Consider the following 14,019-nt stretch of genomic DNA (forward strand, 5'->3'; position numbering starts at 1 on the left):
ACGTTATCATCCCAACGGAACTTCGGCACAACAAACCAGGTATTATCAGCAATACCGCTATGTTGTGCAATCGAATTCAAATCCAGCATGAAAGCAGTGTTTGCTAGTCTAAGGTCAGACTGGAAAACGGTTTTAACTAACGAGCGTGTGATGCACTGATGTGCTACGCGCCTAACCTTGTGAGACATAATTATGCTTAATCCTTTTGATATCGTAATTTTTGGTGGGGGCGGCGACTTAGCGTTACGAAAGTTGTTACCTGCAATGTATCGTGCGTATCAAGAAGGTAATTTACCTGAAGGCTCACGCGTATTGCCTACCGTCCGTGCTCAAGAACAAAGAGAACAATACCTCGCCACGGCAGAGCAGGCACTACAATCTCACCTCAGTGAAGGGGAGTTTAACGGCAAAGACTGGCAAGCCTTTTCGCAATTCTTAGTACCTGTGGTTGTCAATGTGACAGCGGCAGACGATAACTGGGATGTTCTGAAAGATATCCTGGACACTGATGGTGAAGAAAAGTCTCGTGTCTTCTATTTATCTTTGCCACCTGCAGTATATGGCACCTGCTGTGAGCTGCTGTCGCAGAAAAGCCTGATCACTGAAAATTCTCGCGTCGTGGTCGAAAAGCCAATTGGATATTGTGGTAAATCGGCGGAAGAGATTAACGGTAAGATCGCGCAGTTTTTTGATGAGAACCAAATCTTCCGTATAGACCACTACTTAGGTAAAGAAACCGTACAGAACCTGATGGCATTGCGGTTTGCGAACGCCTTGTTTGAAAACCTCTGGGACGCTAAGTCAATTGACAACATTCAAATCAGTATTTCTGAGACCGTAGGCCTTGAGAGTCGTGCAGGATTTTATGATAAGGCTGGTGCATTGCGTGATATGGTTCAAAACCACTTGTTACAGCTGCTATGCCTCGTTGCCATGGAATCTCCATCAAAGCTAAATGCCAATAGTATTCGTGCCGAAAAGCTCAAGGTGCTTGAGGCACTGCGCCCTTTGGTTGGCGAAGACGTTGATGACAACGTGGTACGTGGTCAATACGTACCGGGTGATCTGAACGGTAAATTGGTACCTGGTTACCTTGAGGAGTTGGGGGAAGGTTCAAGTAAGACAGAAACGTTTGTGGCTATTAAGGCACATATCGATAACTGGCGCTGGGCTGGTGTACCATTTTATCTCAGAACAGGTAAGCGGATGAAAAAGCGTTGTGCTGAGATCGTGGTTGAATATAAGCCAGTATCTCACAATGTTTATGATCCGAGTGTGGGCCCAATTCAGCCAAACCGCCTTGAGATCCGCCTGCAACCTGAGGAAAGCATCCAGTTAACTTTGATGTCAAAGCGTCTTGATAATCTGGAAATGCAGCTGCAACCGGTTACGTTGAACATTGAGCTAAGTCAGCAGTACAGCAAGGGTTTCCACTCAGATGCGTACAAGCGTCTGATGCTGGATGCCGCGGCAAATAACCCGGCACTGTTTATTCACCGTGATGAAGTTCGTCAGGCCTGGCAATGGATCGACCCAATTGTCGCGCGTTGGCAGGAAAAGGGCACGCCTTCACTTTATCGTGCGGGCTCATGGGGTCCTGAAGCGGCTGATGAATTGCTGGAAGAAAATAACCATGCCTGGTTCAATGTAGGAGAAAAAGCATAATGGCACAGCTGAACGAATCGTTTTTTGACAGCAAAGAGGCAATGACCGAAAAGCTGGCTGAGCTTTTAAGTAGCACACTCAGTGACGCCATTGACTCAGACGGTCGTGCAACTATGCTGGTGTCCGGTGGGTCGTCTCCGGCACCGGCCTACAGACACTTATCAAACCTGCCACTGTCATGGGACAAGGTGACAGTGGCTATGGTTGATGAGCGTTGGGTCGATGCAGATCATGAAAAGTCTAACGAAGCCTTTATCAAGGCGACCTTGTTACAAAACGAAGCAAGCACCGCTGAGTTTGTGACCATGAAAAACGGCGAAGCAACAGCAATGTCTGGTCAGGCCACGTGTGAAAAAGCCTATGCCGCACTGAAGGCGCCTTTCGATATTACCATTCTTGGCATGGGTCCGGATGGCCATACTGCCTCTTTGTTCCCTCACGCAGAAGGGCTTGAACAGGCTTTACAAACGTCTGATCTTGTTTGTGCAATCAATGCTAAACAAAGTGAAGTAACAGGCAGTATCACCGAGCGTATGAGTCTGACATTGGCAGGTATTGCTCATACAAAACATGCCGTGTTACTTATCAGTGGAGAGGCCAAGCGCGCAGTGTATGAAGAGGCCAAGCAACCTGGTTCTGAACTCGACATTCCATTGCGGGCTGTGTTAAACCATCCACAGCTGAAGCTCAGCGTTTTCTGGTGTCCTTAATCCGCCACACAGAAGAATCGCATAATTGAAAAAGCACGCTCAAGGGCGTGCTTTTTCATGTTCGCAAAGCAATCGTCAGAAGAGGCGACCAAAAAAGAGAGGCTGTGTTGCCTCTCTGATTCACTGGTTTTGACTTATCTGCAAATTACAGAGAATTGATAAAGACCAGTGCGATTGCCAACGGACAGACAAATTTGATGTACAGTGGCCAAATCCGCCAGAACAGGGATGATGCCACTTCCGGGTGACCTTCCTGAATTTCACTTAGCAACTTCTGACGGTGCCAGATCCAGCCAACGAAAATACAGCAGAACATCCCCAGCAATGGCTGACCGAATTGCGTTGTTAGTTTAACAACCAGACCAAACAGGGCTGAGAAATTGAGGATGATGGTCACGCTCACGGTTGCAATAATGCCGCCAATGATCCAGGTCGCTTGTGTTCTGGCCAGCGCAAACTTCTCTACCGCATAAGACACCGGAGCTTCGAGCATAGAAATAGAGCTGGTGAGCGCGGCGATGCTCATCAGAGCAAAGAAGGCAAATCCAACGAATACGCCAACACTGCCCATACCTTCAAATAAGGCTGGCAGAACCTGAAATACTAACGTGTCCTCTGATAAAAGCTGGCCTGTAGCTGAGAAGATCTCCACCCCCTGAGCCTGTGCCACATACATAGCGGGGATAATAAGTAAGCCGGCAACGAAGGCAATAAAGACATCGATTAAGGTGACATAGGCTCCAAGAGAAACCAGATTTTCCTGCTTACTGATATATGAGCCATAAATGATCATAACACTGGTACCCAGTGACAGAGAGAAGAAGGCCTGACCGAGTGCACTGACAAGTAGCCCGGGGTCGAGTAAAGAAGAGAAATCAGGGACCAGATAGGCTTTTAAGCCAGTGGTAGCGCCTTCCTGCGTAAGCACATACGCAATCAAAGAAAACAGTATAAGCAACAGGGCAGGCATCAGACGTTTAGACCATTTCTCAATGCCATTTTCGACGCCTTTACTAATGATTGAGATAGTCAGTGCGACGAAAATTAGGGTAAAGCTGAGATCTCTTACCAGAGATTGCTCTGATAACCATTGAGCCGCCCCAGTGGCGCCAACTGTGTTAGCAACAGGCTCTATGGTGGCACTGAGCATCCAGCCTGCCACAATGGCGTAAAAGCTCAGGATCAGTCCGGCACAAATGATGCCGCCAAAGCCGACGAAAAACGCGAATTTTTTTTGTATGGGGTTATTGCCAAGTTTTTGCAAAGACGAGACCGCATTTGCCTGGCCGTGACGACCAATCACCAGTTCGGCCATCAATGCGGGGTAAGCCAGACAAAACGCCAGGATCAAATACATTAATACAAAAGCGGCACCGCCATTACTGGCAGTTTGAGTCGGGAAGCCCCAAATATTTCCCAGGCCAACAGCAGAGCCTGCTGCAGCCATAATGAATCCGAAGCGAGAGCTGAACTCTCCGCGCACAGTGCTCATATTGTTATACTTCTCTTTTTTAAAGACGGCGGCAACAATCTACTGTAATTAAAAGGAAATAAAAAGGCCTAAATTGCATTGATCTAACACAAGTTTTTGCTTAAATCCTGAGCGTAATCTGAAAAATCCAGTACAGTGTCCGCGTTTGGTTAGTATCTAGCTGATTTATAGCATAAATCTCGCGCTTGTCAGTCAGCCTTGACAGTATTTCTCGGTGCTTTACAGGGAAAAGTCAGTGTGAATTTAGCGCCGCCAAGCAGGTCGGATCTGCTAACACTGGCCTGGCCGTGGTGCCAGTCAACCACTTTTGCAACGATTGCCAAGCCCAGCCCATAGCTTTTACCAGCACGATTACGGTGACCCTGTTCTTGAAAAAATGGGTTAAATACTTTAGCCCAGTTTTCTTCTTCTATACCTGGTCCATCATCTTCGACCCGTATTTCAATCTGATGATCCAGTTGCTGAGCGCTGACGATAATCTGTTTGTTGGCAAAATCGCAGGCATTGCTGAGCAAATTGGAGATGGCTCTTGCCAGCCAATGAGGGTCGGCATCCAGCTGCAGATGTGCCGGGACCGAAACACTCGCATTGATGTGTTTGTTACTCAGTTTAGGTGTCATTTGCTCAACGACATTGCGAATATAGCTGTCTAATTCTGTGGGCGCGAACTTGAGTAGATGCGATTTTTGTTCGAGTGTGGCAAAAGACAGATAGCTCGCCAACATGTCTTCCATCTGGTCGAGATCTTTTTCCATTCTGTGCATCAGGGCATGGACCTGTTCAATGTCATCTTCCTCTAAAGCCGCGTCAAAGCCAAAGCGCAAACAGGCTACCGGAGTACGAATGTCATGAGATAAACTGGAGGCCATTAGCTTGTTTTCGGCAAGCAGCTTTTCTATTTGATTGGCCATGCGGTTAAAGGTGAGCTCCAGGTCTTTTATATAGGTGAAATGATTCACCTCAATTCGAGCACTTAAATCGCCGCTGGCAAATTGCTTCGCTGCGCTGACCAACACGGCAAGTCGCTTGGCTAGTGGTGCCAAGATTACCCACATGAAGGTACAAATACCGGCGTAAAACGCTAAGGTGAGAAAGACATCTGAATCGTACTGTTCAGGTGGTTTTTCTAGCCTGAGTTCAATGTAGTCAGGTGCCAGTGAAGGGGCCGATTTTAACAAGTAATAGCCCATATCATCTTCTAGCAACAACCCTTCTGGTTGCATCATCTGATTCTTTAACTCGACAGGGAGTGCCAGTGAATCACCGGAGCTGTATGTGATGGGTAAGTCAAAGTCCTTACTGACCTGCTCCATATATGCTGGTCGCAAAGTTTCGGGGATTGAAGCGCTTTGATTGGTTACGCCGTATAGCAACTTTGCTTGCCAGGCAAAGGCATCCTCGGCAGGTTCAGCTTGTTGGCTCAGGGTATCAAGTAGCCAGCCCAGTACAACAATAGAAATAAGGGCGCTAGCCAAAAGATAAAGGTAGAGCTTTTTCATCCACTACTCCAGAGATAGGTACGACTGCACCAGACGGCGCGAAGCGGGGCAAAGTCCGCACCTGAATGCGCGGACTGCGAGAGACCAAATCCTTTGACTTACCAGGCTGAAGGCACAAGCAGATAGCCTTTTCCCCAAATTGTTTTTATTTTTTCAGGGTTCTGAGGATCATCGCCAAACTTCTTACGCAGGGCAGAAATAAGGACATCTACGCTGCGGTCCAGACCATCATATTCACGCCCTTTAGTGGCCTTAAATACGGCATCGCGAGAGACCACTTCTCCGGCATTGCTGGCTAAAAAATGCAGTAACAGATATTCTGCACTTGAGACATTCACTTCCTGATCGGACACAATAACTTTGCGCGCTTGTGTATCAATACGCAGGTTTCCGACATTAAGCATGACGGCATTGGTGTCGGAGTTAGAATCACTGTCCTGAGCTACGCGCATGTTGGCCTTGATCCTTGCCAGTAGCGCGCGGGGGCGAACTGGCTTGATGACATAATCACTGGCACCAACTTCTAACCCAATCACCTCATCCATTTCTTCGTCTTTGGCTGTGAGCATAATGATGGGTTTACTGTAAAACTGGCGCAGTTCGCGACAAACACTGATACCGTCCTGCCCCGGTAACATGATATCCAGCAACACCAGATCCGGCTCGTGTTGTTTGACCATGCTGACAACCTGATCGCCGCGATAACAACATTCTGTGGTATAACCCTGATTATTCAGGTAGTCGGCAACCCACTGCGCAAGCGACTCGTCATCTTCAACCAACAAAATCGTGCCGTATTGCTCCATTTGACTTCTCCTTAATTGCGCTTGCCTTACTTACTGACAAGGCTACGTTTACTTTGCTTTAATTATGTTCTTGACTGCAATTATAAGTACGAATCGCGTAAAAAGTGTAATTAAGTGTGTGTTCTTGTTTTAGAACTTTTGTTAAAGCAATACATTAAGCTTTTCTATGAGGCCGCGACTTAAGTGGTGCATCATGTCACTGGTCAGGGCGCTGACTTCTGTTTTATTACAGGCACCGGCCGTTTTTACGAGCGGAGATATTTGCGATTCCACGCGATAGGGTGGGATCTTCACCGCCTGATTGTATCTGGCTCGGCGGGCTTCTTCCTGATTTTGTTCCACAATAAATGATACGACTGCGTGCTCGTTCGCCACTTTCTCAGTTTCTGTGAACGTATACTGTAGTGGAATGCCCTGATACCCAGCGCTATTAATAGATGATTTAGCAAACCAGATAACATCGGATGAAGACTTGTGCGTCAGCCGCATACTTAATGAAGCAATGATATTGCTACATTGCTTACTCGGAATTGTCTGAGCTAGTTCTGCAATGTAGGGGTGTGGGTCTTCTGGCTTGTTCAATACATACACTTTGTCCTTACCAAAGGACAAGTCAAGCTGTTGAACGACCAAATGATAGTCGCTGTTTTTTTGTGCAACAACTGTCAAGCCTTTGTCTTTTAAAAGCTGGATAATCTGTTTGCGTAATGTATCCGTCATGCTGACTTTGCTGGTATCGATATACACCGTGTTGCCACTTTTGACGGGGTGAGCAGGCAGTTGAACGGATTTAATGCGTGCAGACTCTAATTCAGTACTGTACGACAGCTGATACACTGATTTGGTTAACAGTGGCTTAGCCGGCACATCCAGTTTGGGTGCCATTGGCGGTGTTGCAATACACCCTGTTAGTCCGGCCAAGGCGATAATTGAAAGCAAGCAGCGCATGACTTATACCTCTAAATTTAGTTTTATAGTTCAGCACTTAGCTGCATTAAAACACGACAAATTCTTTGGCATTATCTCAGTGGCCGAGCAGAAGAAATTCTATCGCCAAAAGGGATTGTCCGCGTGAGCAGTGCCAAACTTCATGATATTATGTGCAGCGTGTTAATGAATCGGATCATTATGAAGTCACTGCATTATCTTATTATTGCTTTCGCACTGACGACCTGGGTCGTTCAGGCTAGCCCAGGCAGCGAGCAGCAGCGCTGGGAGCAATTTGTGAACGCATATTCTAAGCAACTCAAACAAAAACTAAAAGAAAAATCGATACCGGGCGCGGCATTGAGCATTGTGCACCGCGAGCATGGTGAGCATATTGCCGGAATAGGCCTGACCAAAGTCAGAAAAGGACAGAAAGTCACAGCCAGTACGCGTTTTCGCTTAGCGTCTGTTTCTAAAACATTTGCAGGTTCCCTGACCGCCAAGTTGGCCGCGCAGGGCATGCTCGACATTGAAGATACAGTAGCACAGCATCTGCCTATCTTTGGTGAGAGTGCATACGGTAACGCAAAGTTATACCACCTGCTGAGTCATTCCAGCGGTCTGGTGCCCAACGCCTATGATAACCTGATTGAATCCAGGATGAGTTATGACAAAATCTATCCGAAGTTGGTCGACGTAGAGCATATTTGCAGACCTGGTATTTGTTATGGATATCAAAATGTCATGTTCAGTCTCATCGGGGATGTGATTAAACAAAGTACTAAGCTGAGTTACGAGTCCTGGCTAGAGCATCTTTTCTTTGAGCCTTTGGGTATGAAAGATGCGGGTTTAGGACATGCGCATATGACCAAAGATGATAATTTTGCAGCGCCTCATGTTCGGGGTAAAAAGCGCTGGCATACCGCAAAATTAAAACCCCATTACTATAAAGTGGCACCCGCTGCGGGTGTGAATGCCAGTGCTGCAGACATGAGCCAATGGTTAAAGGCGCAATTGGGTATCTATCCTTCGGTACTGTCATTGGATGCACTGACCATTCAGTCTCGCCCTTACACTCATACAAAGCGAGAGCTGCGCCGACGTGTGTGGCGTAATTACGTTGAACAAGCCCATTATGGTCTGGGGTGGCGCATATATAGTTTTTCTGGTGTATTAATGTATTACCACAGTGGCTGGGTGCAGGGATACCGGACGGATGTGGCGGTGTTACCTGAGTTGGGAATAGGGTTCAGTCTGCTTTTAAATGCAGAAAGCGGTGTGATCAATGGCCTGAGTACAGAGTTTATTCGTCAGGCCATTGAATTTAGCAAAACTGCTGAGACGCAGGCTAATGAATAGTCAGCCCTGCTGGCAGCCTGCTACTGGCGAGGAAGCTGGATTTTTTTGTCTTCGCTTTGGCGATATAGCACAATGATGTGCCCGATCACCTGAACTTTGTGAGCGCCTGTCTCGCGAACAATGGCATCGAAGATAAGCTGTTTGGTTTCACGGTCATTGGTTGGTACTTTTACTTTAATGAGTTCGTGAATGTCTAAACACTGCTCAATCTCTAACAGAACCCCCTCTGTCAGCCCGTTACCGCCGAGCAAAACAACAGGTTTTAGGTCGTGTGCTAACCCTTTTAGGTACTGCTTCTGTTTATTTGATAATGTCATATTGGTACAATTTACTAATTAAGGCTTGAATTACCGCTATTCTAACGCCATCTAAAGAATATTACTAATGAGTTGCAGTTAATATGGCAAATAAAAAGCACTCAGCGAGCTCCAAACGCTGGTTAAAAGAACATGTTGAAGATCCTTATGTTCATGAGGCACAAAAGCGGGGCTATCGCTCTCGTGCTGTGTTCAAACTTGAAGAGATCCAACAAAAAGACAAATTGTTTAGACCAGGCATGCATGTTGTTGACCTGGGGGCTGCGCCAGGAAGTTGGTCACAATACCTTGCAGAGCAAGTAGGTGATAACGGCGAAGTAATCGCATGTGATATTTTGCCAATGGATTCCTTACCCGGCGTAGCATTCCTGCAAGGCGACTTTCGTGAGGAAGCGGTCTTGAACGCGTTGTTGGACCGAATTGGTGGCAAAAATATAGATGTGGTATGTTCAGACATGGCGCCTAATATGAGCGGTAACACCGTGATAGATCAAGCGGGCAGCATGTATCTGGTTGAACTGGCGTTTGACATGTGCCACCAGGTACTTAAGCCTAACGGCGCTTTTGCCGTCAAGGTGTTTCAGGGAGAAGGCTTTGATCAATTTGTACAGGACGTGCGTAATGCCTTTAAAGTGGTTAAAATCCGCAAGCCCAAAGCGTCACGCCCCCGATCTCGTGAAGTATATATAGTGGCGACGGGCTACAAACTGTAGTACAGTTGAAACGCTTTTAAGACGAATTTGAATTATTTTAGATACAAGAGGTTAACCCCTTGAGCGATATGGCGAAGAACTTAATACTCTGGTTGGTAATAGCTGTCGTGCTAATGACCGTATTTCAGAGCTTCAATGGTGGCGAACAAGCAGATCGCCAAACTAGTTACACTCAGTTTGTGAACGAAGTGCGCAGCGGTGTCGTCCGTGATGTAAACATTGACCGGACAGCTGGCACGATTACAGGGATAAAAAACAATGGTGAGCGTTTCCAAACTATTATGCCATTGTACGATGATGATCTGATCAACGACTTACTGAAGAACGATGTAAACGTTAAAGGGGTTGCACCCGAAGAGCAGTCATTCCTGGCCAATATCTTTATTTCCTGGTTCCCAATGCTCTTGTTGATTGGTGTATGGATATTCTTCATGCGTCAGATGCAAGGGGGGGGCGGAAAAGGCGCCATGTCATTTGGCAAAAGTAAAGCTCGTCTGATGGGTGAGGACCAGGTAAAAACCACATTTGCTGATGTTGCTGGTTGTGATGAGGCAAAAGAAGACGTCACTGAGCTGGTTGACTTCTTACGAGACCCGTCTAAGTTCCAGAAACTGGGCGGTAACATCCCGAAAGGTGTGTTGATGGTCGGTCCTCCTGGTACTGGTAAAACCTTGCTAGCCAAAGCGGTTGCAGGTGAGGCGAAAGTCCCATTTTTCACCATTTCGGGTTCAGACTTCGTGGAAATGTTTGTGGGTGTAGGTGCGTCACGTGTACGTGATATGTTTGAGCAGGCTAAAAAAGCAGCGCCTTGTATTATTTTCATCGACGAAATCGATGCCGTGGGCCGCAAACGTGGTGCCGGTATGGGAGGCGGTCATGATGAACGTGAACAGACATTAAACCAAATGCTGGTAGAAATGGACGGCTTTGAAGGCAATGAAGGTATCATTGTTATTGCTGCGACTAACCGTCCGGATGTACTCGATCCTGCACTACTTCGTCCCGGGCGTTTTGACCGCCAGGTTGTTGTTGGGTTGCCAGACGTGCGTGGCCGTGAGCAAATCCTGAATGTACACATGCGCAAAGTACCGTTAGATGAAAATGTCGAGGCATCAGTCATTGCCCGTGGTACGCCTGGCTTCTCAGGTGCCGATCTGGCTAACCTGGTGAACGAGGCTGCCCTGTTTGCTGCGCGTGGCAACAAGCGTAAGGTAAGCATGGCTGAGTTTGATGCAGCGAAAGACAAAATCATGATGGGCGCAGAACGCAAGTCCATGGTTATGTCTGAGAAAGAGAAAGAAATGACAGCCTACCATGAAGCTGGTCACGCCATCGTAGGTAGATTGGTGCCAGAGCATGATCCGGTCTACAAAGTGTCTATTATACCGCGTGGTCGAGCGCTGGGTGTCACTATGTATTTGCCTGAGCAAGATAGAGTCAGTCACTCCAAAGAGCATCTGGAGTCTATGTTGTCCAGCTTGTATGGTGGCCGTATTGCAGAAGCCATCATCTATGGTGATGATAAAGTGACGACGGGAGCCAGCAATGACATTGAACGGGCTACTGACATAGCTCGCAAGATGGTGACACAGTGGGGGTTAAGCCCCAAATTGGGTCCGCAAATGTATATGGAAGAGCAGGGCGAAATGTTCATGGGAGGCGGCTCGTCTCGTATGGCTGGCGTATCTGATGAAACGGCTAAGCTGATCGATGCTGAAATTAAAGATTTTGTAACCCGTAACTACGATAGAGCGGATCAAATTCTTAAGGACAACATGGATATTCTGCATGCGATGAAGGATGCATTGATGAAGTACGAAACAATCGATGCTGGTCAGATTGACGACTTGATGGAACGAAAAGAAGTGCGTCCACCCAGAGATGCTCATGATCGTAAGCCATCAGACAATGGCAACGCAGATAACCAGGCAAGCGCGAATAACAACGAAGATAAACGCGAAAGTGCATCAGCACCTGGCTCAGAGCTTGATGACAAGTCATAACCTGAGTTAGAATTAAGACAAGAAACCCCAGCTCGAGCTGGGGTTTTTTTATATTTTAAGAATAGGAATTCATACCAATTCGCTGCAGGCGAGCTGAGTGCTTGAGTACAACGTATAATCACTTGTACTCTAAGGGCGTCTTATAAGTATGCGCAAGACAAAGGATTGGTGTGAGTAAGCGGCCATTCAGATGATGTCAGTTAGGCTCTCCCCCGCGAGTGCTCACTACCTTAATGTGGCAGTTTTTTTTAAAATGTGCTTAGATACAGGCATTTCAACAGGCGAATTATGCTTCAGCTTAAACTTCCTCGTGGTCGTAGGCTTGACCTTACGACGCCCCGAATAATGGGGATAGTCAATGTAACCCCTGATTCATTCTCAGATGGTGGCAAGTATTGTCAATCTGACAGCGCTGTCAACCATGGCCTGACTTTGTTGGATCAAGGCGCTGATATCCTGGACATTGGTGGCGAGTCAACTCGACCTGGCGCACCTGACGTATCTTTAGAGCAAGAGCTAGAACGGGTTATCCCAGTCATTGAAGGCCTGCGTGCGCGGTCCGATTGTGTTATTTCGATTGACACCAGCAAAGCTGAGGTGATGGCAGCAGCGATAGAAGCCGGTGCAGACATCATTAATGACGTTCGGGCCCTACAAGCGCCTGGTACTCTCGAGGTTGCATCGCGTTATAGCAACGTTGCTATCTGCCTTATGCATATGCAGGGCCAGCCCAGAACAATGCAAATCGATCCAACCTATCAGGATCTGTTTACGGATATTTGTGAATTCTTTGAGTCACGCATTGCTAGCTGTGAAGAAGCTGGAGTTGCACGTGACCGCCTTATTATTGATCCAGGCTTTGGTTTTGGGAAAACACTGAAGCACAACTTTTCACTGTTAGGGCAGTTATCTTATTTTGCTGAACTAAAACTTCCTGTTTTGGCCGGGCTATCCCGGAAATCTATGTTTGGCAAATTACTTAATCGGGATACAGATGAGCGCCTGGCTGCAAGCCTTAGTGGAGCATTATTATGTGCTCAGCAGGGTGCGCAAATCATACGTGTTCATGATGTAAAAGAAACCAATGATGTGCTGCGGGTTTGGCGCGCAGCAACGCATGGAGTAGATGAATGACAACAAGAAAATATTTTGGTACCGATGGTGTACGAGGGATGGTGGGAGAGTTTCCAATCACGCCAGAATTTGCACTCAAATTAGGCTGGGCAGCGGGTAAAGTATTATCCAAGTCTGGCACTAAAAAAGTGATCATAGGAAAAGACACGCGTATTTCAGGGTATTTATTGGAAACGTCGCTGGAAGCTGGTCTAATTGCTGCGGGTATCAACGTCGTTCTGTTGGGCCCTATGCCGACGCCCGCCGTTGCCTATTTGACACAGACTTTCCGTGCTGAAGCAGGGATTGTGATTAGTGCATCTCATAATCCGTATCATGACAATGGCATTAAATTCTTCGGCGGTGACGGAAAGAAACTACCTGATGAAGTTGAGCTGGAAATTGAAGCCATGCTCGACGAACCTATGACCTGTGTTGCTTCAGATAAACTAGGTAAAGCAAGACGCCTCGAAAATGCTGATGGCCGTTATATAGAATTCTGTAAAGGGCAATTCCCTAACGAACTTTCTCTAGAAGGACTCAAGATTGTCTTAGACTGCGCTAATGGCGCTACTTACCACATTGCTCCTGCTGTAATGCGCGAACTGGGCGCTGAGGTTATATGCACGGCTTGTGAGCCTAATGGTGTAAATATCAACGAAAAGTGCGGTGCAACGCATGTTGATGCACTAAAACGTCACGTATTAGAGCATCAGGCTGATGTTGGTATCGCATACGATGGCGATGGTGACCGGGTTATGATGGTAGATCACAATGGTCGCGTCTTTGACGGCGATGATATCGTTTATATCATCGCAGCACAGGCACAGCACAGTGGACACTTAAAAGGCGGCGTCGTGGGCACTGTGATGTCTAATATGGGGCTTGAAAATGCGCTCAAAGAGAAGGGGATCCCTTTTGAACGAAGCAAAGTCGGCGATCGCTATGTATTAAGCAAGCTTCAGGAGCGCGGTTGGACGATTGGTGGTGAAAGCTCCGGCCATGTTCTAAATCTCGATCTGATTCCTACAGGGGATGGGATTGTATCTAGCCTTCAGGTATTGGCTGCGATGGTAGCGCAAAACCAGACACTCAAAGACTTAGGTGCCGGGTTTGTTAAATATCCGATGAAAATGATCAATGTACGGTATGCCAAGGGGACGGACCCGGTCTCAGCAGAAGCTGTTCAGCAAGCCGTAAGAGACGTTGAATCTGATTTGGGCGATAAGGGTCGGGTGTTACTGAGAAAGTCAGGCACTGAGCCGGTTGTTCGCGTCATGGTTGAGGCAGAGCAAGAAAAGCAAGTTATTGACTTTGCCACTAAAATTGCTCAAGTCGTTGAATCTGTGAGCAACTAAACAAAAAACCACAATTTTTTCTTGTAACTTAGGGTGAGTGGCGTTAGTATCTCACCC

The 14,019-nt window shown here is 47.1% G+C and carries 12 protein-coding genes; 7 read left to right on the forward strand and 5 right to left on the reverse strand.

Annotated features, from left to right (window positions below; genetic code table 11):
• Positions 1 to 192 precede the first annotated feature (192 nt).
• Together zwf and pgl are read left to right on the forward strand one after the other, a co-directional pair.
• Positions 193 to 1,665 (forward strand): glucose-6-phosphate dehydrogenase, encoded by a 1,473-nt coding sequence (gene zwf / locus NH568_RS18505; RefSeq protein ID WP_253049671.1) that lies wholly within the window; start codon positions 193 to 195, stop codon positions 1,663 to 1,665.
• Positions 1,665 to 2,375 (forward strand): 6-phosphogluconolactonase, encoded by a 711-nt coding sequence (pgl, locus tag NH568_RS18510; protein WP_253049673.1) that lies wholly within the window; start codon positions 1,665 to 1,667, stop codon positions 2,373 to 2,375. Before zwf ends, pgl begins: the two co-directional genes overlap by 1 nt.
• 145 nt (positions 2,376 to 2,520) lie before the next feature.
• Here the strand turns inward: pgl and NH568_RS18515 are convergent, their stop codons facing one another.
• The 4 genes from NH568_RS18515 to NH568_RS18530 all read right to left on the reverse strand — a co-directional run bounded on the left by NH568_RS18515 (position 2,521) and on the right by NH568_RS18530 (position 7,120).
• Entirely contained in the window at positions 2,521 to 3,867 is a 1,347-nt protein-coding gene (locus NH568_RS18515; protein WP_253049675.1) for a sodium-dependent transporter, read from the reverse strand.
• A gap of 188 nt (positions 3,868 to 4,055) precedes the next feature.
• Positions 4,056 to 5,366 carry a HAMP domain-containing sensor histidine kinase gene (locus NH568_RS18520; protein ID WP_253049677.1) on the reverse strand — a complete coding sequence of 437 codons (1,311 nt, stop codon included), beginning with the start codon at positions 5,364 to 5,366 and terminating at the stop codon, positions 4,056 to 4,058.
• 98 nt (positions 5,367 to 5,464) lie between these two features.
• Positions 5,465 to 6,172, reverse strand: coding sequence for a response regulator transcription factor (locus NH568_RS18525; RefSeq protein WP_253049679.1), 708 nt, complete (start codon positions 6,170 to 6,172; stop codon positions 5,465 to 5,467).
• A 141-nt stretch (positions 6,173 to 6,313) separates the two neighbouring features.
• A complete protein-coding gene (locus NH568_RS18530) occupies positions 6,314 to 7,120 on the reverse strand; it encodes a hypothetical protein (protein ID WP_253049681.1) in 807 nt (268 codons plus the stop codon).
• A 123-nt stretch (positions 7,121 to 7,243) separates the two neighbouring features.
• Here NH568_RS18530 and NH568_RS18535 point away from each other — a divergent pair, with 123 nt between their 5' ends.
• The gene (locus tag NH568_RS18535) at positions 7,244 to 8,458 is read left to right on the forward strand and encodes a serine hydrolase domain-containing protein (protein ID WP_253049683.1); all 1,215 of its coding nucleotides are present in this window, start codon (positions 7,244 to 7,246) and stop codon (positions 8,456 to 8,458) included.
• 20 nt (positions 8,459 to 8,478) lie between these two features.
• On the opposite strand, the gene yhbY is transcribed toward NH568_RS18535, so the two are convergent.
• Positions 8,479 to 8,775, reverse strand: coding sequence for a ribosome assembly RNA-binding protein YhbY (yhbY, locus tag NH568_RS18540; RefSeq protein WP_054017088.1), 297 nt, complete (start codon positions 8,773 to 8,775; stop codon positions 8,479 to 8,481).
• An 83-nt stretch (positions 8,776 to 8,858) separates the two neighbouring features.
• Between yhbY and rlmE the strand changes: the two genes are divergently transcribed.
• The 4 genes from rlmE (at position 8,859) to glmM (ending at position 13,962) form a co-directional block, all read left to right on the forward strand.
• A complete protein-coding gene (gene rlmE, locus NH568_RS18545) occupies positions 8,859 to 9,488 on the forward strand; it encodes a 23S rRNA (uridine(2552)-2'-O)-methyltransferase RlmE (protein WP_138546373.1) in 630 nt (209 codons plus the stop codon).
• 68 nt (positions 9,489 to 9,556) lie between these two features.
• Complete coding sequence (ftsH, locus tag NH568_RS18550; protein WP_253049685.1) at positions 9,557 to 11,491, forward strand: ATP-dependent zinc metalloprotease FtsH; 1,935 nt, start codon at positions 9,557 to 9,559, stop codon at positions 11,489 to 11,491.
• Positions 11,492 to 11,779: 288 nt separating this feature from the next.
• Positions 11,780 to 12,625, forward strand: coding sequence for a dihydropteroate synthase (folP, locus tag NH568_RS18555; RefSeq protein WP_253049687.1), 846 nt, complete (start codon positions 11,780 to 11,782; stop codon positions 12,623 to 12,625).
• Entirely contained in the window at positions 12,622 to 13,962 is a 1,341-nt protein-coding gene (gene glmM, locus NH568_RS18560) for a phosphoglucosamine mutase (protein ID WP_253049690.1), read from the forward strand. Before folP ends, glmM begins: the two co-directional genes overlap by 4 nt.
• The last annotated feature ends 57 nt before the right edge of the window (positions 13,963 to 14,019 follow it).

Source organism: Pseudoalteromonas sp. XMcav2-N (genome assembly GCF_024124545.1).
GTDB lineage: Bacteria > Pseudomonadota > Gammaproteobacteria > Enterobacterales > Alteromonadaceae > Pseudoalteromonas.

Coding starts and splice junctions, on each gene's coding strand:
- NH568_RS18515 (WP_253049675.1), bottom strand. CDS start 3,867: ATGAGCACTGTGCGCGGAGAGTTCAGCTCTCGCTTCGGATTCATTATG.
- ftsH (WP_253049685.1), top strand. CDS start 9,557: ATGGCGAAGAACTTAATACTCTGGTTGGTAATAGCTGTCGTGCTAATG.
- zwf (WP_253049671.1), top strand. CDS start 193: ATGCTTAATCCTTTTGATATCGTAATTTTTGGTGGGGGCGGCGACTTA.
- NH568_RS18530 (WP_253049681.1), bottom strand. CDS start 7,120: ATGCGCTGCTTGCTTTCAATTATCGCCTTGGCCGGACTAACAGGGTGT.
- pgl (WP_253049673.1), top strand. CDS start 1,665: ATGGCACAGCTGAACGAATCGTTTTTTGACAGCAAAGAGGCAATGACC.
- glmM (WP_253049690.1), top strand. CDS start 12,622: ATGACAACAAGAAAATATTTTGGTACCGATGGTGTACGAGGGATGGTG.
- yhbY (WP_054017088.1), bottom strand. CDS start 8,775: ATGACATTATCAAATAAACAGAAGCAGTACCTAAAAGGGTTAGCACAC.
- NH568_RS18525 (WP_253049679.1), bottom strand. CDS start 6,172: ATGGAGCAATACGGCACGATTTTGTTGGTTGAAGATGACGAGTCGCTT.
- folP (WP_253049687.1), top strand. CDS start 11,780: ATGCTTCAGCTTAAACTTCCTCGTGGTCGTAGGCTTGACCTTACGACG.
- NH568_RS18520 (WP_253049677.1), bottom strand. CDS start 5,366: ATGAAAAAGCTCTACCTTTATCTTTTGGCTAGCGCCCTTATTTCTATT.
- rlmE (WP_138546373.1), top strand. CDS start 8,859: ATGGCAAATAAAAAGCACTCAGCGAGCTCCAAACGCTGGTTAAAAGAA.